This is a genomic window from Mycobacterium sp. NPDC049093, assembly GCF_040704635.1.
GTDB lineage: Bacteria > Actinomycetota > Actinomycetes > Mycobacteriales > Mycobacteriaceae > Mycobacterium.
Window position 1 is genome coordinate 393,596 of the sequence record NZ_JBEZJS010000004.1, and the last position, 19,888, is coordinate 413,483.

The window sequence follows — 19,888 nt, forward strand, 5'->3', positions numbered from 1 at the left end:
CTACTCCACGAGTGAAGGCGTGTCGTACCGCAGGGTTTCGCCCCGGAAGAACTCTGGACTGCGAGACCGCCAGACCATCATCAGCACGGCACCGAGGATCAGCACGCCGAAGCCGATGAAGAACACCAGGCCGATGCCGCCGATCGCCGCGCCGCTGGCGTTCTCCGGGTCCATGCTCTCCTTGATCGAGATCACGAACACCGCGGCCAGCACGATTCCGCCGAGCAGCGGGAACAGGAACTTGAACACCATGTTGTGGGCGTTGTCGAACAGCTCACGGCGGAAGAACCAGACACATGCAAACGCGGTGATGCCGTAGTACCAGCAGATCATGATGCCAAGGGCGGCAATGGTATCCAGCAGCGCACTCTCCGAGAGCAGGCTCACCACGGTGTAGAACACCCCGGTGACCACCCCGGCGGTGACGGTCGCGAACACCGGCACCAGATAGCGCGGGCTGACCTCGGCGAAACGCGGCGGGAACGCCTTGTAGGCGCCCATCGCCAGCATCGCCCGTGCGGCGGGCAGGAACGTGGTCTGCAGGCTGGCCACCGACGAAGCCAGGATCGCCAGGAACAGCAGCGGCCCGGCATAGGTACCGAGCACCGGATCCGCCAACGCGGCGAACACGTTTTCGGCATTGTCCGGATTGCCCAGCCCGAGATCGGTTTCCCCGACGCCGGCATACATCATGACCGCGACAGCGATCAGCAGATACGTCGCCAGGATGGACAGGACGCACAGCAGCCCGGCCCGGCCCGGCACCTTCGTCGGATCTTTGGACTCCTCCCCCAGGGTCAGGCAGGTGTCCCAACCCCAGAAGGCGAAGATCGACCCGGTTACCCCAACCACGAAGGCGCTCAACGCAAGTCCGTTGAACGGATTGAACCAGTCCAGGTCGAACGACAGCCCGGCCGGCGCATCGCCGCGGCTCACGTGCACGAACGCCATCACCGCGAACGCCAGCAGCACCACCATCTGGAATCCGACCAGTACGTACTGCACGCGTTCACTGGTGGTGATGCCACGACTGGCGACCAGAGTCGCGATGACCAGGAACACCAGCGTGGTGATGATGTTGATGGCCTTGTTGTCGGCGAGCTCGGCGATCGACGGGTGGTTGGTGATCCGAGCGATGAACAGATAGAAGAACTCCACCGCGATGGCGGCGAGGTTGGACAGCACGATGATGGACGCGACCACCATGCCCCACCCACACATCCAGCCGACATACGGGCCGAATGCCTTGGTGGACCACGTGAACGACGCCCCGCAGTCGGGTGCGCGCGAGTTCAGCTCACGATAGGCGTAGGCGGTCAGGAACATCGGGATGAACCCGGCGATGAAGATCGCGGGCATCTTGAGTCCGACGGCCGCGACGATCAACCCGATGCTCGCAGTCAGCGTGTATCCGGGTGCCACACATGAGATGCCGAGGATCGCACCGGAGAAGGTGCCGACCTTGCCCGCGGCCAGACCCTTGGAGACCAGCCCGGCAGAGTGCTCGGCGGCTTCGAGCTTCTGATGCGACGCGGATTCCGATGCGGACTCGGTCATGAGTGATCCTCGCCGTCTTTCAGTTCATCCCGGGGCACAACCACCATGGGCACGTCCAACACCCGCAACATCTTGGCCGCCGTGGAACCGAGGAAGATCCGTCGCGGCGCGCTGAGCCGACTGGATCCGACCATGATGATGTCGCCGTCATCCCACCCCAACTGTTCGACGGCGGCCTCGACGCTGGGCCCGGTCACGATGGTCGAGGACACCGGAAAATCCGCAGGCAGTTCATTTCTGGCGGCCTCCAAAGTCCGTTCGGCGTGCGCGAGCGCGTGGGCTCGCACGGCTTCACTGTCGCCGCGCAGCGAGCCGAAGGTCGGATCGAGCGCAACCAGCGACACCAACCGCAGCGGGATATCCGCGGCCCGGCTGGCCCGTACCGCGGTGGCGAGCAACAGATCCGAACCTTGACGCTGACCGATGGCACACGTGATCTCATGCACCCGTTCGATCTTCGAATCGCGCGTTCCGCGGGGCGCCACCGCAACCGGCACCGGCGAGGCGTGCAACAACTCGTTGACCACCGACCCCAGCGAGTAGCTGCCGACCAACCCGCCACCTGCACCGCCGACCACGATCGCGATCGCCTGGAGACGCAGTGCTTCGCGGATCAGACCGTCGGTGAACGACTCGTCGAAGCTCAGATGCGTGTGAGCCACAACGTCGTCGGGCACCAGGCCCAGGGCATCGTCCAGCCAACCCTGCGCCTGCTCGGCCAGGACTTCCTCGTAGCCGCCCTTGGGAACGGTGCCCGGCGGCGCGTTGTCGGGTGGCAGCACGATGCAGACGTGAACCTCGGCGGCCAGCGTTCGGGCGAACCGAACTGCCAACGCCAGCGCGTCGGCGCCACCGGGAGTGGCCAGATACCCAACGACCAGGTTCACCTGCGTCATCTGCCACCGCCCATCCCCGCACCGCCGTGCGACCTCAGTGGTTCGATCCTGTCAATCCACCACGCGGTGTGCAGCCGCTTCTACGAAATTGCCGCGCCTGCCAGATCAGTCGGAATACTCGGCGACACCGTCCTCCAGCACGAGCCGGGCATCGGCACCGTCGGGCCCGGCGGCCTCGGTACGGAACACGGCCCGCCCCGGTTCGGTGCGCCAGATCGACGTCGTCAGCGTCTCCCCCGGGAACACCGGAGAGCTGAACCGCGCTGCCACGGCATGGACCTTCGTGGCGTCGCCGCCACCGAGTTCGGCGACCAGCGCCCGCCCGGCCACCCCGTAGGTGCACAGACCGTGCAGGATCGGCTTCGGGAACCCGGCCAGATTCTTCGCGAACCACGGATCGCTGTGCAGCGGGTTGCGGTCCCCAGAGAGTCGATAGATCAGCGCCTGATCCTCGCGGGTGGGCAACGCCACCTGGGCGTCCGCGTCGCGATCGGGAATCTGCGGCGCCACGGGACGTTGCCCCTGCTGCCCACCGAACCCGCCTTCACCCCGAATCACCACGGTGGTAAGGGTTTCGGCGACCACCTCGCCGCTGGCCGGATCGGTGCCGATGCCCTTGAGCATGACCACCGCGTTCTTACCCTCACCCTTGTCCTGGATGTCGACGACCTCGGAGACCACACTGAGCTTCCCGGCCGGGGGCAGTGGCCGGTGCAGCCGGATCTCCTGGGAGCCGTGCAGAAGCATGCCGAAGTTGAACGTGCCGATCTTGAGTGCTGCAGGGAAAGCCGAGCAGGCGATCACCGCATAGGTCGGCAACACCTGCTGTTCGATCTCGTGACTGTTCTCGGTGGTGAAGGCGAGGTCGTCGGTACCCGCGCCCACGCCGATGGCGTACAGCAGGGTGTCGCGGTCGGTCCAGTCGAACGGAATCGGATCGGTTGTCTCGCCAATGGCGTCCGGATTGAGGGGCATGCGTGCCGACGATAGCGGTTCAGTGGCCGAGTTGACCGGCCTTGTTGACGTTTGCCCGATCTAAGGCCACGATGGCTCGCATGCACTATGTCGTTACCGGCGGTACCGGGTTTATTGGCCGCCGAGTGATCAGCCGGATTCTGTCCCGCGAACCCGACGCCGAGGTGTGGGTGCTGGTGCGCCGCGAGTCGCTGACGCGGTTCGAGCGGCTGGCCCAGAACTGGGATGAGCGGGTGAAACCGCTGGTCGGCGACCTGACAGTGGCTGATCTGGGGCTATCCGACGCCGATATCGCCGAGCTGGGCGACGTCTCGCATGTGGTGCACTGCGCGGCGATCTACGACATGACGGTCGGCGAATCCGAACAGCGGACGGCCAACGTGGAGGGCACCCGCGCGGTGATCGGGTTGACCCGGCGCCTCGACGCCACGTTGCACCACGTGTCCTCGATCGCGGTGGCGGGAAACCACCGGGGTGTGTTCACCGAGGACGATTTCGACGTCGCCCAGGACCTGCCGACGCCGTATCACCAGACCAAGTTCGAGGCCGAACTGCTGGTGCGCTCGACGCCGGGCCTGCGCTACCGGGTGTACCGCCCTGCCGTCGTGGTCGGCGATTCGGCGACCGGCGAGATGGACAAGATCGACGGCCCGTATTACTTCTTCGGCGTGCTGGCCCGGCTGGCGGCGCTTCCCAGGTTCACGCCCATGATGCTGCCGGACTCGGGTAGGACGAATGTGGTGCCGGTGGACTACGTGGTCGACGCGATGGTTGCGCTGATGCATACCGACGGCAAGGACGGTGAGGCGTTCCACCTGACCGCACCCGAGACCATCGGGTTGCGCGACATCTACCGCGGCGTGGCCGCCGAGGCCGGGCTGCCGCCGCTGCGCGGCTCGCTGCCGCGGGCGACCGCGGCGCCGGTGTTGCGGGCGCGGGGCCGGGTCAAGGCGGTACGCAACATCGTCGCCACCCAGCTGGGCATTCCGGGTGACGTGCTCGACGTGGCGGAGTTACGGCCGACCTTCACCGCGGACAACGCCACCGCTGCGCTGCGCGGTACCGGGATCTCCGTGCCCGAATTCTCTTCGTACGCACCGAAACTATGGCGGTACTGGGCTGAGCACCTCGATCCCGACCGGGCCCGTCGCGATGATCCGGCCGGCCCCCTCGTCGGCAAACACGTCATCATCACCGGAGCTTCCAGCGGCATCGGCCGAGCCTCGGCGATCGCCGTGGCCGAACGCGGTGCCTGCGTCTTCGCCCTGGCCCGCAGCGGCGAGGCACTCGACGGCCTGGTCGCCGAGATCCGCGCGGCGGGCGGGCAGGCCTACGCATTCACCTGTGACGTCACCGATTCCGCGTCGGTCGAGCACACCGTCAAGGACATCCTCGGCCGGTTCGGCCACGTCGACTACCTGGTGAACAACGCCGGCCGGTCGATCCGCCGGTCGGTGACCAACTCGACGGACCGGTTGCACGATTACGAACGGGTGATGGCGGTCAACTACTTCGGTTCGGTGCGCATGGTGCTGGCCCTGCTGCCGCACTGGCGCGAACGCCGGTTCGGCCACGTGGTCAACGTGTCCAGCGCCGGCGTGCAGGCCAACACCCCGAAGTACAGCGCCTACCTGCCCTCCAAGGCGGCGCTCGACGCCTTCTCCGAGGTGGTCGGCACCGAAACCCTCTCCGATCACATCACCTTCACCAATATCCATATGCCGCTGGTGAAGACGCCGATGATCGCGCCGTCGCGCAAGCTCAATCCCGTGCCGCCGATCTCGGCCGAACATGCCGCGGCCATGGTGGTGCGCGGCCTGGTGGACAAGCCGGCCCGGATCGACACCCCGCTGGGCACCGTCGCCGATTTCGGTAACTACCTGACCCCGAAACTGTCTCGTCGCGTTCTGCATCAGCTGTATCTGGGGTATCCGGATTCGGCGGCCGCGCGCGGTGAGGCCGGTGAGAGCCCTCAGACGCCGGCAGGTGAACTGACGCAGCGGCGACCGAAGCGGCCGGTCCGCAGCGCCCGAAGCCTGCGGGTCCCGCGTACGGTGGCCCGCCCGGTGAAGCGGGCGGTGCGGCTGGTGCCGGGCGTGCACTGGTGAGTCACGGCGTACCAGACCTTTTCGCGCCGGCATTCCTGACCGCACTGTCCCAGGCCAGCATTGCCAGGTCCACGGCCGCATCCATGTCGGCCCGGGGCGCGCCGTCCCTTGCCTGGATGGACAATCCGTGGAGCACGGTGATCAGGAACGACGCGAGCCGCTGCGGATCCACATCACCGGGCAGCTCGCCGTCGGCCACGGCCTCCCGGATCCGGGCCTGTAACTGCGCGCGATCTTCGTCCCGGTAGCGCTTGAGCAGGTCGCGCAACGCCTCGGTCTCGGTCGAATACGCGATCCCCGCGAGCACGATCAAGCAGCCGGGTGGACTGTCAGGGTCGGCGTACTGGCGCACACTGTCGCGCAGCATGGCCTCGACGGCGTCCCGAATCGGAACCGGACGCGCCAGCGCCATCATGAGCGGCGAGCGTTCCGGGGCACCGTAATACGCGACCACCTCGCGGAACAGCTCTTCCTTCGAGCCGAACGTCGCATACAGGCTCGGCGCGTTGAGCCCCATCGCGCCGGTCAGGTCACTCACCCGGGTGCCTTCGTAGCCACGCTCCCAGAACACGTCCATCGCAGCCTGCAGCGCGGTGTCTCGGTCGAACGCGCGCGGCCGGCCGCGACGGGCAGTGGGTTGACGGGGCATGCCAACAGTCTATATTTGTAGTGTCTATTACAAAATTGATTGGAGCCAGGTATGGCGTTGAAGGCGTTGACATCCAAGGTCGCACTCGTCACCGGCGGCAGCCGCGGAATCGGTGCGGCCATCGCGCGCCGCCTGGCGGCCGAAGGCGCCGACGTGGCCTTCACCTATCACTCCTCCCCCGAGCGAGCGGCCGAAGTGGTCGACGCGATCACCGGTCTCGGCACGAAAGCCCTTGCCCTGCAGATCGACAGCGCTGCACCCGATGCGGCACCGCGCGCGGTCGACGCCGTCCTCGAGGCGTTCGGCCGGCTGGACATCCTGGTGAACAACGCCGGAGTTTTCCCCAACGGTCAGCTGGAGACGGTGACCGCCGCCGACATCGACCAGGCGATCAATCTGCACATCCGCGCGCCGTTCCTGTTCAGTCAGTCCGCGGCAGCGGCCATGGGCGAAGGCGGCCGGATCATCACGATCGGTAGCAATCTCGCCGACCGCACCCCCTTTCCCGGGGTGACGCTGTATTCGACGACCAAGGCTGCCGTCGGCGCGCTCGCTCGGGGACTGGCCCGCGATCTCGGGCCCCGTGGAATCACCGCCAACGTGGTGCAGCCCGGCAATACCGACACCGAGATGAATCCGGCCGGCAGTCCCGAGGCCCTCGCCGATCTGCCGAACATTCCGCTGGGACGCTTCGCGCAGGCCGACGAAATCGCCGGCGCTGTCGCCTACCTCGCCGGTCCGGACGCGCAGTACGTGAACGGCGCAACCCTTACCGTCGACGGCGGCTACAACGCCTGACGTCGTGGAGACAAGGATGTCGTGGGCATTGCTGGTCTTCGCCGGCCTGCTGGAGATCGTGTGGGCACTGGCGATCAAGCAGTCGGACGGGTTCACCCGGTTGTGGTGGAGTGTGGTGTGCGTGGTGGCCGCGGTGGCCAGCTTCGTGATTCTCGCCATGGTGGTCAGGCACCTGCCCGTCGGCACCGCGTATGCGGTCTGGGCAGGCATCGGCGCGGTCGGTGTCACCATCGCGGGAGTGGTGATGTTCAGCGATGCGTTGACGCCCTTGCGAATGACGTTCATCGCGATGATCGTGGTCGGCCTCGTCGGGCTGCGATTCGTCGAGTCGTGAGCCGATACGCCATGACGTTGGCATATCGTTGACGCCGTGACGCCACCGCTGCCGAGCGGCGAATCAACCGAGCCGCCGAACGGCGAACCGATGCTGCCCGTGTTCGCCGACGTCGACACCGGTGTCGACGACGCCATGGCGCTGGCTTATCTGCTGGCCAGCCCGGAGGCCGAGCTGGTCGGTATCGCCTCGACCGCGGGAAATGTTCCGGTGCAACAGGTCTGCACCAACAACCTCGGTCTGCTGGAGCTGTGCAGGGTGACCGGAATACCGGTCTCCAAGGGAGCCGAACAGCCATTGAGCGCTCCGCTGCGGACCGCCGAGGACACCCACGGGCCGCAGGGCCTGGGATACGCAGAGCTGCCGGCCGGCGACCGACTGCTCACCGCGCATGACGCCGCCGAGGCCTGGGTGCGGGCCGCGCGCGCCTATCCTGGCGAGCTGATCGGGCTGGCGACCGGCCCACTGACCAACCTGGCGCTGGCCATGCGCGCCGAGCCCACCCTTCCCAAGCTGCTGCGCCGGCTGGTGATCATGGGCGGGGCATTCGACTACCGGGGCAACACCACACCCGTGTCGGAATGGAACATCAGCGTCGACCCCGAATCGGCAGCCGAGGTGTTCGGCGGTTGGAATGCCGCCTGGGGTCTCGACGAAGCCACCCATGTGCCAATCGTGCTGGGCCTCAACCTCACCGAGAACATCGCGATGACGCCTGCGCTGCTGAACCGGCTGGCGACCGCAGCCGGTTCACCGTCCATCCCGATGAGCGTGCTCGACGAGCGGGGCACCCGGTCGAGCACGGACAATCCGTTGATCCGGGCCCTCGAGGACGCCATGCGGTTCTACTTCGAATTCCACTTCGACACCGGTGACGGGTACCTGGCACACCTGCACGATCCGCTGGCCGCCGCAGTCGCTCTGGATCCAGAACTGGTGAGCTACCGGGAAACCACTGTCGATGTGGAGCTCAGCGGCACCCTGACGCGCGGCATGACGGTGGCCGACTGGCGGGGACATTGGGGCCGTCCACCGAATGCGCTGATCGGTACCGAGGTCGACCCGACAGCATTCTTCGACCGGTTCATCAGCCGGGTCGGGGCTTTCGCACAACGCCTGAGCTGATCAGTCCTCATTCATAGGCGCCCTCCAGATACCACCGACGCTGCCGATAACACAGCAGCAGGGCGAGATCATCCCCTTCTCTGCCTCCAGAACGCAGCAGCACCTGGACCCGCGCCGTCCGGCCGGCCCCTCGGTTCTCCGGATCCCACCACCGCTCGTCGACCGGCCACGGCCCGGCCCACCAGCGCAGCCTGCCGTCACGGCGGCCGGCACCGGCCAGCTGCGCCGGATCTGCCGAGAACAACCCGCGACTGGTGACCCGCACCAGGTTTCCTTGTCCATCAAGCAATTCCACCGGATCGTCGAGCAGCACGGTCGGCGAGGGCTCGGGTAACTGACCGGGCCAGGGCTGGCGTGGATCGGCTCGCGGTACCGGCTCGTCCCCCAACGGCGTGAGGGTGATGCGCTCGGCAGGCCCGCGCCCGCCGCTGAGCACCGGAACCTGCACCGCTTCCGGGCCGAGCAGCCCCTGAACCCGCAGCAGCGCCCGCCGGGCCCGCAGCCGATCCTCCTCCCCCAACCCGCCCCACAGCGGCAATTGCAGCGCCGCCGCCGACACCACCTCCACCGGGCGCAGGCGCAGCACCGTGACCGGACCGGTGGGCCGCTCGGAGGTGCGACGGTTCAGCCAGCCGTCCAGCTGCCAACGCACCCGGTCGGCGGTGGCATCCTCGGACAGTGGTTCGGCACACCGCCAGACCCGTTCCAGCTCTTCGCCGTTGGCAGTGATGGCGTGGATGGCCAAGCGGGTACAGCCCACCCCGGCCGCCTCCAGATGACGATGCAGATCACTGGCCAGGGACCGTCCCGCGAAGGCTGCGGCGTCCACCCTTTCGATCGGCGGGTCACAGTTCATCACCGCATCGAGTTCGGTGGCCGGATCCCGTCCGGAGGGACCGCGGTCAGGCTCCCCGCAGGCGAACCGGTGCGCCGTCACCGCGTCGGCCCCGAACCGTGAGGCGACGTCGGTGCGGGACAATTCGGCGAACTGGCCGAGGGTTCGGATGCCCATCCGCCACAACAGGTCTGCGAGTTCTTCGCGCCCCGGGGCAGCCAGGGCCGGTTCCGTGGACAGTTGCCGGATCGACAGCCCGGACAGAAACCGGGCGTCGTTCCCGGGTTCGACGATGCAACCAGCCCGGGCGGCGAAGACCGCGGTGGAAAGTTGGTCGGCGATACCGACCTGGCATTCGGCCCCCGCTGCGGCGACGGCGTCGATCAACCGTTCGGCCGCAACCGGTTCGGACCCGAAGTACCGCGCCGCGCCGCGCACCGAGAGCACCAGCAGTCCCGGACGCAGCACCTCGGCGCGCGGCACCAGGTCATCGACGGCGAGCGTCACGTTCTCGAAATGGCGGGCGTCCCTGGCCGGATCCGCAGTGACGACGTGCAGTTGTGGGCACCGGGCCTGCGCCTCGCGCCGGCGCAGCCTGCGCCGGACCCCGGCCGCACGCGCCGACGCCGAGCAGGCGATCACCCGGTTGGCCAGGGTGACCGCGACCGGCACCGTCGAGGACAGACCCGCCGCCGTCGCCGCGGCCACCGCCGGCCAGTCCATACACCAGAGGGCAAGCACCCTGGAATCAGCAGGCACGAGCTATCCGCCTGCCGCACAAGCCGTTCCGATGCCCCGCCCCCTGGCCCGCATGGCCAACCGGACCCGGCTGATGCGGCCGCAGCCGGGTGTCGGGGTGTCCTGACCGGCACCGGCCACCTCATAACCGCACACCCGGGCCTCCAGCCGAGCCGATGCACCCTGCCAGTCACCGTCGGTAACCAGCAGCGTGCAGCCTTTCTGCCGGGCCCGCGCCACCATCACCCTGGCCCGACTCGGAGGCACCGAACGCCCACCCAACCCGAGCACCACCAGATCCATCCCGTCCATCAGCACCGAGGCCACCTCGACCGGGTCGGCACCTGGATCGGGGATCACCGCGAGCCGGCTCAGATCGGCGCCCATCTCCACCGCGGCCAGCAGGCCGACATCGGGTTGGCCGATGATCACCGCATGCCCACCCCCGGATGTCACCGCCGCCACCATGCCCAGCGTCAGCGACCGGGCACCCGCGGCCACCGCGACGGACCCGCGAGGCAGCATCGTCGGTAAGCCCTCAGGCAACGCCTCAACCAGGGTTTCAGGCGGCTCCAGCAAAGATTCCGGAGCCGGTACCACCGCTTCGGACCGGGGCACGCCGCGATGCACCGGACCGACCTTCCCCGACACCGAGGCAATCTTGCGACGGAGGTGTTCTACCTGTTCAGAGCGGGTAAGTAGGCGTAAATCAAGCTCAGCCGCAACAGTCACAACAACACCTCCCGCACCATCTGCATCTAACGATTTTCGAATGTATGTTCGATGTCTCGAGTAAACACCTACCCCCCGACAGCGTCAAGCTGCGCCCAACGGCGACCGCCCCGGGAAGGCGAAGCCGGCCGGGACCGTTCTGCGGCCGTGCCGACTCTGAGTTAGAGTTCGCCCCACCAGCACCCGCTTCGGGATGGGACTGGGCCGCCATTTGCGTTGCAGGTAGCGGGAATCCGCAGCGATTCGCCGAAGGCCAGGATCTGTAACAGCACGGGGGACAGTGAGGACAGCATCATGAAGTCTGGGCAGTTGACTCGTCGGCTCACCGTCATCGCGGGCGGTGCGGCAGTCATCGGGATGATCTCGTTCACCGCGGCATGCGGTACCGAGGAGCAGAAGGGTCCCGAGACCACCACGCCGACGACGACAACCACGACCACCACCACCGCGCCGGCCACCCCTGCCCCGCCCCCGACGGTCGAGCCGACCGAGAAGTCGATCAACCCCACCGGCGGCAACCTGTTCACGCCCGGTGTGAAGGCACCGGCGGCACCGACCGCCATCCCCGGCAACAGGTCGAACACCGGGTAGAACGCGGTTTCGGCGGCTTGCCGGACCCCGGCGCCACCTGCCCCGGCAAGCAACGCCGTCCCGTCACATCCCGATCAGCAGTGCCTGCAGCAAATGGCTCTGCGACCACGCGGACCTTAAGTTAGAGTTCGGTTCACCAGAACCCGCTTCGGGATGGGACTGGCCACCACTTTGCGTTGCAGGTAGTGGGAATCCACCAGGATTCGCCGAAGATCGAGTTCTGTAACAGCACGGGGGACAGTGAGGACACCATCATGAAGTCTGGGCAGTTGACTCGTCGGCTCACCGTCATCGCGGGCGGTGCAGCAGTCATCGGGATGATCTCGTTCACCGCAGCATGCGGTACCGAAGAGCAGAAGGGTCCCGAGACCACCACGCCGACCACGACGACAACCACGACCACCACACCGCCGGCCACCCCTGCCCCGCCCCCGACGATCGAACCGAGCGAGAAGTCGATCAACCCCACCGGCGGCAACCTGTTCACGCCCGGCGTGAAGGCACCGCCGGCACCGACCGCCATCCCCGGCGACAACTAGACGCGGAGCGCAGAGAGTCGGTCGTCCGCCCATGGCCGGGATGAACATCGCCCCCTGGCGGGTAGTACTGGCGCTGGTCGTGTTCAGCACCCTGCTGGTCTCCGACCTGCGGACTACGCCCGCCCAGGGCGGATCGGCGTACGGACCCACCCACATCGCGGGTCCGTACGCCCAACTGCTTTCCGCCTCAACCGATCTCGGCCCAGCCGGGAGTGGTTCGGCGCAGCTCACCATGACGCTGCACAGCGCCGACCGACCGGCTGCGCTGCTCGGGTGGGCCGAAGAGCATTCACTGTCCATCCGGTGGCGGCCCGGTGACTCCTGGGCCATCGCCGAAGGCCGATCCGCCGACCTGGCAACCGCTTTCGGCGTGGACATCCATGACTACCGGGGCCGGCGCGGTCAGGAGTTCTACGCCTCACCGCAGCAGCCGTCGGTACCCGACCGGCTGTCCGCGGAGGTCACCGAAGTCGGCCGCATCCTGGGTTACACGCCCTACCGGATGTCACTGCCGGACCTGAGGAACCTGCCGACCGATGTCCCGGATCAAGGGTTGACGCCGCAGGGGGTGCTCAACACCTACAACCTCGGCAACCTGGCGGAGCAGGGATTCACCGGCAAGGGCACCGCCATCGTGTTCTTCGCGTTCGACGGTTTCGATCAGGCCGACCTGGACACCTTCGCCACCACCTTCGACCTGCCCCAGTTCACGCCGATCGTGGTCGGCGGCCAACCGAGTGCCCCGCACGGCGAGACCACCATGGATCTGCAGCTCGCCCACGCCATCGCCCCGGATGCGCAGAAGGTCGTCGTCAACGCCCGGCCGACAGTCCAGGGTGACGGCGCCTACGAGAAGATCGGGAAGATGCTGGAATCTGCCGACCAGCAGTTTCCCGGTGCAGTCTGGAGCTTCTCGATCGGCTGGGGCTGCGACAAGCTGATCACCGCCGCCGATCTCGCCCCGGTCCGCTCCGCGCTGGCCACCGCACACACCCACGGCACCACGGCATTTGATGCCAGCGGAGACCTCGCCGGCCTGGAATGCAAAGGCGGACAAGACTGGTCATCCGCACCCAGCGAGGACGACATCGGCCTGGACTCGGTGGCCTCCCTGCCAGAGATGACCGATGTCGGTGGCACGACACTGTCCACCGACGCCCACGGCGGCTGGCTCGCCGAGCAGGCCTGGTTCGACGTCCCGCTGTCGCAAGGCACCGGCGGTGGCGTCTCCGCGATCTTCGACCGCCCCGAATGGCAACGCAACGTATCCGCTCCCGGCGACGACGGTGCCCGGCGGCGGCTCACCCCGGATGTGGCCGCGGTGGCCGATCCGTTCACCGGCGTGAAAATCGTTCTCAACAACCAGGTTCTGGTCGGGGGCGGCACATCGCAGTCCGCCCCGCTGTGGGCCGGGATGGCCGCCGTGATGAACCAGTACCTGATCGCCAACGGCGGCCGGGCGCTCGGCGACCTCAATCCGCTGTTGTACAAGATCGCCTCGGGCGCCCCGCTGCCGGCCTTCCGTGATGTCGACCTCGGTGGCAACGCGGTGGCCACCGCCTCACCCGGCTACGACCTGGTGACCGGACTCGGGTCACCCGATGTGGAGAACCTCGCCAAGAACATCCTTGTCCTGCAGAAGGCGCACCGATGACCGATACACCCGACGACACCGACGTGCCGACCACGGAGTGCCGGGTCTGCAAAGTCGATGTACCCGACGGCAAGTACTGCGGGCTGTGCGGGGTTCCGATCGACAAGGAACAAGGTGACGGCCCGGAGTGGTTGCGCCTCAGCGCATCCTGCGTGGCCCCCGATGAACACCTGTTGCGGCCGTCGATCGCCAGCTCACTGTTCCCCCACCTGTCGCACCAGTCCCGCACCCCCTTCCGCATCGCGATGCTGGTCCTGCTGGCAGGTCTGGTGGCCTGCGCGGTGCTGAGGTTGCCCGCGGCCCTGATCGCGGTGGCCGCACTCGGACTCCCGCTGCTGTTCCTGATCTATCTCTACGAGTCCGACGCCTTCCGCGACCTGCACCGTGTCAACCTGGTGGTGACCATCGTGCTGGGAATCGCGTTGGGAATCGGCTGGGTGCTTCTCACCGGCCACATGATGGCCAAGTCCTACGGCGTCCCGCTCGGAAGCGGTGTGACCGCGTTCCGGATCATGCGCAACGGCTTGGGAATTCCGCTGGGCGGAGCATTCCTGATGCTGGTTCCCGCTGTCGTGGTCCGCCTGACCAACCGGTCGAGCCGGGAATCGTTGGACGGCTTCATGATCGGCGCCCTCGGTGCCACGGCCTTCACTGCAGCCACCACGCTCACCCGGCTGGCACCGCAACTCACCACCGGCATGGTGGCGCGAAACCGCCCGATCTCCGGTCTGATCATCGAGGCCGGAATCCGCGGGGTAGCCATGCCTTTGACCGCCGCAGCCATCGGTGGCCTGATCGGCGCAGCCCTTTGGTTCACCCGCCCCGCCACCAAGGTCGACAAACACGTCGGCTATGTGCGGCTGGTGATGTTCTCCTGCGCGTTCGCGGTGCTGATCGTCTACTGCGCACTGGGTCTGGTCGATGTGGCGCGCGTTCCGCAATGGATCCAGTTGGCGGTGCACCTCACGGTTTCGATGATGGCGTTGTTGGCCTTGCGGGTCGGTCTGCATCTGGCGCTGCTGCACGAAGCCCAAGACGAGATCGCCTCCGATCAGCCCATCTTCTGTGCCCGCTGCGGCCATATCGTGCCCGATATGTCGTTCTGCCCGCACTGCGGTGCGGCTACCCACGCATCGTCGCGCACGTCCAGACAACAGCGTCGTGAGCACCGGCCGGTGCGTGCCCCTGGGGCAGATGCCGGGTGAGCACATTCTTTCCCGGATATGCGGTGCCCATTTCCACCGGCCGAACCCGGGCGATTCGCCGTACCTCCGCCCTGAAAGTTGTGGCGACCCTGACCGCCGGAATCGCCCTCGTTGCCGGGGTACTGGCCTGGGTCTCGCATACGACGAGTAAGCCACCGGCTCGCTACATGTGCCCACCCGACTGCGGGTCGCCCCCGACCGGGCAGGCTGTGGCGATCAATCCGGTGTTCACCGCACCCGACGGCAGCTTCTCGGTTTCCTACCCCGTGGCCTCCTCGGCATACAAGGTCACCACCAACCCGACCGGTGTCACCGCGGAGTTCAAAGCCGGCGACGGCGGCATGCTGCAGTTGTTCAGCGAGCCGGCAACCGGACGTAGCGCCGAGGACATCGCCAACTCTCTGGTCAAGAAGACATATCCGGACACCAAGACCGCCTACAGCATCCCCAACGCCATGGTGGGTTACCACCCCGGGTTCGGCCTGGTCGCCGACTGCTGGCCGCAGAGCGCGACAAGTAACTACATGCGGATGCGGGTGCTGGTGTTGGTCGCGGTGAAGGACGACCTCGCGCTCATCGCGTCGGCCGTCGGACCGTATCGGGAATTCGGCCCCGGCTCGGGGGCCAGTAAACCGTCGGGCGCCAACTTGCAGTTGGCGCTGGACATGGGGAAATACGTCAACAGTTTCCGGTGGCGCGGAGACCCCGACCGCTGATCGCCTGCCGTCGGGCCGGAAACACGGAATTGACGCCCACGCCGGAACGCGCTGGGTTAGAGTTTGCTGGCGGACCCGTTTCGCGGGCCGCATCTGTTTCGTCCGCGGGGGACAGTGAGGACTAATCATGAGGTCACGTCGATCAACTCGTCGCCTCGCAGCTGCCGCTGCCTCCGCCGCGATCATCGGAATGATCGGGCTCAGCGCTTGCGGTACCGGCGAGAAGGCACCGGAAACCACCACGCCGTCCACCACCACAACGACGACGACCACAACGACGTCAGTGTTGCCGCCGACGGAGCCCACCGAGAAGCAGGTCTCCCCCGGGGGCGCCAACAGCTTCACACCCACCCACGTAGAACCCGTGGCGCCGCCCACCGGGCGTCACGGCATCGGTAGCCCTCATAGGCAATAGCGCCGGAACCGGCTCAGAGGAGCCGGCACCCACCATCGAATGGCGGGTATGCCGGGTATGCCGCACCGAAGTACCGGCCGGCACCTTCTGTGGAGCGTGCGGCACCTACCTGAACCAGCCGCGCCACGGGGTCAGCTGGTTACGGCCAGGGGCGTACTGCGTCGGCCGCGAGCACCTGCTGCGGCCGTCGGTGGTCAGCTCTCTGTTCCCGGCACTACCGCACCGTTCGCGGCCGTCCTACCGACTCGGGATAACAGCGCTGGCGGTGGCGGTGCTCGCCTGCACCCTGCTGCGAGTGCCCGCCGCGATCACCGCCCTGGCCGCGTTCGGTTTACCCCTGCTGTTCGTCACCTATCTCCGTGAATCCGCTGTCTTTCAGAATCTTCCGCCACGTACTCTGCTGCTGACCGGTGTCCTGGGTGCCGGTCTGGGCGCAGCCTGGACACTGCTGACCGGAACCGCGGTGGCGCGTGAGTACGACATGCCGATGGGCGTCGACGTGCCGGAGTTCCGGATCATGCGCGACGGCCTCGGCGTCCCGCTCGGTGCGGTGGTGCTGATGCTCATCCCGGTGGTGGTCATCCGCCTGATCGGACCGCGCACCCGAGAATCGTTGAACGGCTTTGTGATCGGAGCCCTCGGAGTGCTCTCCTTCACCGCGGCAGCCACATTGGGCCGGTTGGCGCCACAATTCGACGACGGGCTGGTGGACCACGACCGCCCCTTGACCGGGCTGCTGGTCCACGCCGGCATTCAGGCAGTCGCGGTTCCGTTGACCGCCGCGGCCGCAGGGGCTCTCGTCGGGGTGGTCCTGTGGTTCACTCCGGTCAAGGACAACGCCTGGCACCCCGGATACTTGCGCGCAGCCCTTGCGGTAACGGTCGCCGCCGTCCCAGTCTTATACGCGATCCTCGGCCTTGTCGACGTCGCGCCGACACCCGAGATCTTGGTCCTGGTAGTGCATTTGGCCGTGATGGCCTTGGCCATGCTTGCGTTGCGGATCGGTCTGCAGATCGCCCTGTTGTACGAAGCGCACGGCACCATCCACACCGACGGATCGCTGCAGTGCCGGCAATGCGAGCACACCGTTCCCGACCTGGCGTTCTGTCTCGATTGCGGCGCGGCGATCCGCGCATTGCAGCGGGCCGCACCCCGGGCCGGCCGACCGCTGCTGAGGGCATGGGGTACCGGCGTCGTGCTGCTGACCGCCGCGCTCGTCGTGGTATCGGCGGTGGTCAGCAGTCCGCCCGCCCGCTACCGGTGTCCACCGGATTGCGGCCATCCGCCGACCAGCGATCCGGTGGCAACGAATCCCCGCTTCACCGCACCCGACGGCGCATTCTCGGTCGCCTATCCCGCGAATGGTGCGGCGTACCGGGTCACCACCGCCGACGACGGAGTCACGGCGGACTTTCTCGCCGGCGACGGCGGCACGATGCAACTGATCGGTACCCCCGCCAAGGGGCGGACGCCGAAGGCAATCGCCGAGGAGCTGGTCGAGAGCGCCTACCCCGACACCGAAATGGACTACGAGATCCCGAACGCGATGGTCGGGTACCAACCCGGCTACGGCATGGTCGTCGACAGCTGGCCGCAGAATGCCACCGGTGACTACATGCGGATGCGCGTCGTCATTCTGGCGGCGGTCAAAAACGACCTGGCACTGATCGCGATTGCGACGGGCCCGTACCACGAATACGGTCCGAGCTTCGGTTCAGGCAAACCCTCGGGCGCCAATCTCGACCTTGCCCTGGATATGGGTAAGTACGTCAACAGTTTTCGTTGGCGTGGAGACCCGGCGCGCTGATCACTCCCACTCGATGGTGCCCGGCGGCTTGCTGGTGACATCCAGCACGACCCGGTTGACCTCAGGCACCTCGTTGGTGATCCGGGTCGAAATCCGTTCCAGCACTTCGTAAGGCACGCGGGTCCAGTCCGCGGTCATGGCGTCCTCACTGGACACCGGCCGCAGCACGATCGGGTGGCCGTAGGTACGTCCATCGCCCTGCACGCCGACCGAACGGACGTCGGCCAGCAGCACGACCGGGCACTGCCAGATCTGTTGATCCAGACCGGCGGCGGTGAGCTCTTCGCGGGCGATCGCATCGGCACGGCGCAGGGTGTCCAGCCGATCGGCGGTCACCTCGCCGACGATGCGGATGCCCAGCCCCGGCCCCGGGAAGGGTTGGCGGCCAACGATTTCCTCGGGCAGGCCCAGTTCACGGCCCACCGCCCGCACCTCGTCCTTGAACAGCAGACGCAGCGGTTCGACGAGCTTGAACTTCAGGTCGTCGGGCAGCCCGCCGACGTTGTGGTGGCTCTTGATGTTGGCCGTGCCGGTGCCGCCGCCGGATTCCACGACGTCGGGGTACAGCGTGCCCTGCACCAGATACTCGATCTCGCCCTCGCTGGCACCCAGGGTGTCGCGGACCACCCGCTCGAACGCCCGGATGAATTCGCGACCGATGATCTTGCGCTTGCCCTCGGGGTTGGTCACCCCGGACAGTGCCTCCAGGAAGCGGTCGGCGACGTCGAGGGTGACCAGTTTGGCGCCGGTCGCCGCGACGAAGTCGCGCTCGACCTGGGCGCGCTCCCCCGCCCGCAGCAGGCCGTGGTCGACGAACACACACGTGAGCCGGTCGCCGATGGCGCGTTGCACCAGTGCGGCCGCCACCGCGGAGTCGACGCCGCCCGACAATGCGCAGATGGCCTGGCCGTCACCGATCTGGGCCCGCACTGCCTCGATCAGCTGATCGGCGATGTTGGCGGCGGTCCACGTCGCACCGATGCCGGCGAACTCGTGCAGGAACCGGCTCAGCACCTGCTGGCCGTGCGGGGAATGCAGGACCTCGGGGTGGTACTGGACGCCGGCCAGCCGGCGGGCCCGGTTCTCGAAGCCGGCGACGGGCGCCCCGGCGCTCGAGGCGATGACACTGAACCCATCCGGCGCCGCGGTGACGGCGTCGCCGTGGCTCATCCACACGGGCTGGGTGCCCGGCAGTTCGGCATGCAGGTCGCCACCGGAGACGTTCAGCTCGGTCCGGCCATATTCGCTGGTCCCGGTGTGTTCGACGGTCCCACCGAGCGCCTGGGCCATCGCCTGGAAGCCGTAGCAGATGCCGAACACCGGGACGTCGAGATCGAACAGTGCGGGGTCGAGCCGCGGGGCACCCTCGGCATAGACACTGGCCGGGCCGCCCGAGAGCACGATGGCCTGCGGATCCTTGGCCTTGATCTCCTCGACCGTGGTGGTGTGCGGGATCACCTCGGAAAACACCCGCGCCTCGCGGACCCGGCGAGCGATCAGCTGTGCGTACTGAGCGCCGAAGTCGACGACGAGGACAGGACGGGGAGATGCAGACGTCACCGCAACAGTCTAGTGGGCAGGTCAGCGCGTGCTTGAGGTGCCGGAAATCTTGGTGATGGCACCCAGGTGTGGGTCCTACAGTCAGTTGACGATCTCGCGGAGGAAGTGGCGCCATGACACTGCAGTGGACTCTTGAAGGTTTTCACCCCCATACCGAAGAACTGGTTCACGACTACCCACTTCCCCGCTTGACTGCAGCAGCAATACGCCAGATCTTGAACGTACCCGAAGAAATTCCGGTCGAACCTTTTTGTTTCGACATACCGGACGACAAGGCGGTGCACGCACTGGCGGAATTCGCGGATGCGCCCGTCACCATTGATCCGGCGTTTACGTATCAACTCGGGTGCTCCAGCGAGTAGCTCATCGATCACTTTGACAGGAGAATGACCGAAACCCGATGTGGCACATAGAAGTATTTGACACAAAGACCGAATCACTGGCCGCCGAACACCCACTCCCCAAGCTCGATACTTCGACCGTCCGTAGAATATTGAATATTCATGACGACCAGCCTGTTGAACCATTCTCGTTCGACGTGAATCAGCCCGACATTTTTGATGCGCTTGCCGAATTCGGTGACGATGTCTTCGCGCTGGAGCCTGAGCGAACCTACTATCTGGCCTTCTCCAGCGTCGCCCGATGACACTCCAA

The 19,888-nt window shown here is 66.9% G+C and carries 20 protein-coding genes; 13 read left to right on the forward strand and 7 right to left on the reverse strand.

Annotation, left to right across the window (positions count from 1 at the left end; all coding sequences use genetic code 11):
• From AB0876_RS17480 to AB0876_RS17490, 3 genes are all read right to left on the reverse strand, one after another.
• Nucleotides 1-1,557, reverse strand: a complete 1,557-nt coding sequence (locus tag AB0876_RS17480) for an amino acid permease (protein WP_526042489.1) — start codon at nucleotides 1,555-1,557, stop codon at nucleotides 1-3.
• On the reverse strand, nucleotides 1,554-2,444 hold the full coding sequence (locus AB0876_RS17485; RefSeq protein WP_491839287.1) for a universal stress protein: 891 nt from the start codon (nucleotides 2,442-2,444) through the stop codon (nucleotides 1,554-1,556). The genes AB0876_RS17480 and AB0876_RS17485 overlap by 4 nt, the downstream gene beginning before the upstream one ends.
• Before the next feature lie 114 nt (nucleotides 2,445-2,558).
• The gene (locus AB0876_RS17490) at nucleotides 2,559-3,428 is read right to left on the reverse strand and encodes a MaoC family dehydratase (protein ID WP_055109688.1); all 870 of its coding nucleotides are present in this window, start codon (nucleotides 3,426-3,428) and stop codon (nucleotides 2,559-2,561) included.
• Between the two features lie 80 nt (nucleotides 3,429-3,508).
• Here AB0876_RS17490 and AB0876_RS17495 point away from each other — a divergent pair, with 80 nt between their 5' ends.
• Nucleotides 3,509-5,536 (forward strand): SDR family oxidoreductase, encoded by a 2,028-nt coding sequence (locus AB0876_RS17495; RefSeq protein WP_526042490.1) that lies wholly within the window; start codon nucleotides 3,509-3,511, stop codon nucleotides 5,534-5,536.
• Nucleotide 5,537: 1 nt separating this feature from the next.
• Here the strand turns inward: AB0876_RS17495 and AB0876_RS17500 are convergent, their stop codons facing one another.
• Nucleotides 5,538-6,185 carry a TetR/AcrR family transcriptional regulator gene (locus tag AB0876_RS17500; protein WP_491838036.1) on the reverse strand — a complete coding sequence of 216 codons (648 nt, stop codon included), beginning with the start codon at nucleotides 6,183-6,185 and terminating at the stop codon, nucleotides 5,538-5,540.
• A gap of 51 nt (nucleotides 6,186-6,236) precedes the next feature.
• Here AB0876_RS17500 and AB0876_RS17505 point away from each other — a divergent pair, with 51 nt between their 5' ends.
• The 3 genes from AB0876_RS17505 to AB0876_RS17515 all read left to right on the forward strand — a co-directional run bounded on the left by AB0876_RS17505 (nucleotide 6,237) and on the right by AB0876_RS17515 (nucleotide 8,442).
• Nucleotides 6,237-6,983 carry an SDR family NAD(P)-dependent oxidoreductase gene (locus AB0876_RS17505; RefSeq protein WP_526042491.1) on the forward strand — a complete coding sequence of 249 codons (747 nt, stop codon included), beginning with the start codon at nucleotides 6,237-6,239 and terminating at the stop codon, nucleotides 6,981-6,983.
• A gap of 16 nt (nucleotides 6,984-6,999) precedes the next feature.
• Nucleotides 7,000-7,317: an SMR family transporter gene (locus AB0876_RS17510; RefSeq protein ID WP_448445682.1), complete on the forward strand. Its 318-nt coding sequence runs from the start codon at nucleotides 7,000-7,002 to the stop codon at nucleotides 7,315-7,317.
• A 90-nt stretch (nucleotides 7,318-7,407) separates the two neighbouring features.
• Nucleotides 7,408-8,442 carry a nucleoside hydrolase gene (locus AB0876_RS17515; RefSeq protein WP_491839283.1) on the forward strand — a complete coding sequence of 345 codons (1,035 nt, stop codon included), beginning with the start codon at nucleotides 7,408-7,410 and terminating at the stop codon, nucleotides 8,440-8,442.
• A gap of 7 nt (nucleotides 8,443-8,449) precedes the next feature.
• Here AB0876_RS17515 and AB0876_RS17520 read toward each other — a convergent pair whose 3' ends face one another.
• A complete protein-coding gene (locus AB0876_RS17520; RefSeq protein ID WP_526042492.1) occupies nucleotides 8,450-10,036 on the reverse strand; it encodes a DNA polymerase Y family protein in 1,587 nt (528 codons plus the stop codon).
• 3 nt (nucleotides 10,037-10,039) lie between these two features.
• The gene (gene imuA' / locus AB0876_RS17525; RefSeq protein WP_491838032.1) at nucleotides 10,040-10,747 is read right to left on the reverse strand and encodes a DnaE2-dependent mutagenesis accessory factor ImuA'; all 708 of its coding nucleotides are present in this window, start codon (nucleotides 10,745-10,747) and stop codon (nucleotides 10,040-10,042) included.
• Between the two features lie 294 nt (nucleotides 10,748-11,041).
• Here imuA' and AB0876_RS17530 point away from each other — a divergent pair, with 294 nt between their 5' ends.
• The 7 genes from AB0876_RS17530 to AB0876_RS17560 all read left to right on the forward strand — a co-directional run bounded on the left by AB0876_RS17530 (nucleotide 11,042) and on the right by AB0876_RS17560 (nucleotide 17,674).
• Nucleotides 11,042-11,338 carry a hypothetical protein gene (locus tag AB0876_RS17530; RefSeq protein ID WP_491838031.1) on the forward strand — a complete coding sequence of 99 codons (297 nt, stop codon included), beginning with the start codon at nucleotides 11,042-11,044 and terminating at the stop codon, nucleotides 11,336-11,338.
• A gap of 254 nt (nucleotides 11,339-11,592) precedes the next feature.
• Nucleotides 11,593-11,877, forward strand: a complete 285-nt coding sequence (locus AB0876_RS17535) for a hypothetical protein (protein ID WP_526042493.1) — start codon at nucleotides 11,593-11,595, stop codon at nucleotides 11,875-11,877.
• A gap of 40 nt (nucleotides 11,878-11,917) precedes the next feature.
• The gene (locus tag AB0876_RS17540) at nucleotides 11,918-13,531 is read left to right on the forward strand and encodes a S53 family peptidase (protein ID WP_526042494.1); all 1,614 of its coding nucleotides are present in this window, start codon (nucleotides 11,918-11,920) and stop codon (nucleotides 13,529-13,531) included.
• Nucleotides 13,528-14,736 carry a zinc ribbon domain-containing protein gene (locus AB0876_RS17545; RefSeq protein WP_135359315.1) on the forward strand — a complete coding sequence of 403 codons (1,209 nt, stop codon included), beginning with the start codon at nucleotides 13,528-13,530 and terminating at the stop codon, nucleotides 14,734-14,736. The genes AB0876_RS17540 and AB0876_RS17545 overlap by 4 nt, the downstream gene beginning before the upstream one ends.
• Entirely contained in the window at nucleotides 14,733-15,452 is a 720-nt protein-coding gene (locus AB0876_RS17550; protein ID WP_526042495.1) for a hypothetical protein, read from the forward strand. Before AB0876_RS17545 ends, AB0876_RS17550 begins: the two co-directional genes overlap by 4 nt.
• Before the next feature lie 127 nt (nucleotides 15,453-15,579).
• Nucleotides 15,580-15,867: a hypothetical protein gene (locus tag AB0876_RS17555; RefSeq protein ID WP_526042496.1), complete on the forward strand. Its 288-nt coding sequence runs from the start codon at nucleotides 15,580-15,582 to the stop codon at nucleotides 15,865-15,867.
• A 190-nt stretch (nucleotides 15,868-16,057) separates the two neighbouring features.
• A complete protein-coding gene (locus AB0876_RS17560) occupies nucleotides 16,058-17,674 on the forward strand; it encodes a zinc ribbon domain-containing protein (protein ID WP_526042497.1) in 1,617 nt (538 codons plus the stop codon).
• Here AB0876_RS17560 and guaA read toward each other — a convergent pair whose 3' ends face one another.
• On the reverse strand, nucleotides 17,675-19,234 hold the full coding sequence (gene guaA / locus AB0876_RS17565) for a glutamine-hydrolyzing GMP synthase (RefSeq protein ID WP_491838026.1): 1,560 nt from the start codon (nucleotides 19,232-19,234) through the stop codon (nucleotides 17,675-17,677).
• Nucleotides 19,235-19,347: 113 nt separating this feature from the next.
• On the opposite strand from guaA, the gene AB0876_RS17570 reads away from it, so the two are divergent.
• Entirely contained in the window at nucleotides 19,348-19,596 is a 249-nt protein-coding gene (locus AB0876_RS17570) for a DUF7683 domain-containing protein (RefSeq protein WP_491838025.1), read from the forward strand.
• 38 nt (nucleotides 19,597-19,634) lie between these two features.
• Complete coding sequence (locus AB0876_RS17575; protein WP_491838024.1) at nucleotides 19,635-19,880, forward strand: DUF7683 domain-containing protein; 246 nt, start codon at nucleotides 19,635-19,637, stop codon at nucleotides 19,878-19,880.
• Nucleotides 19,881-19,888: the final 8 nt, after the last annotated feature.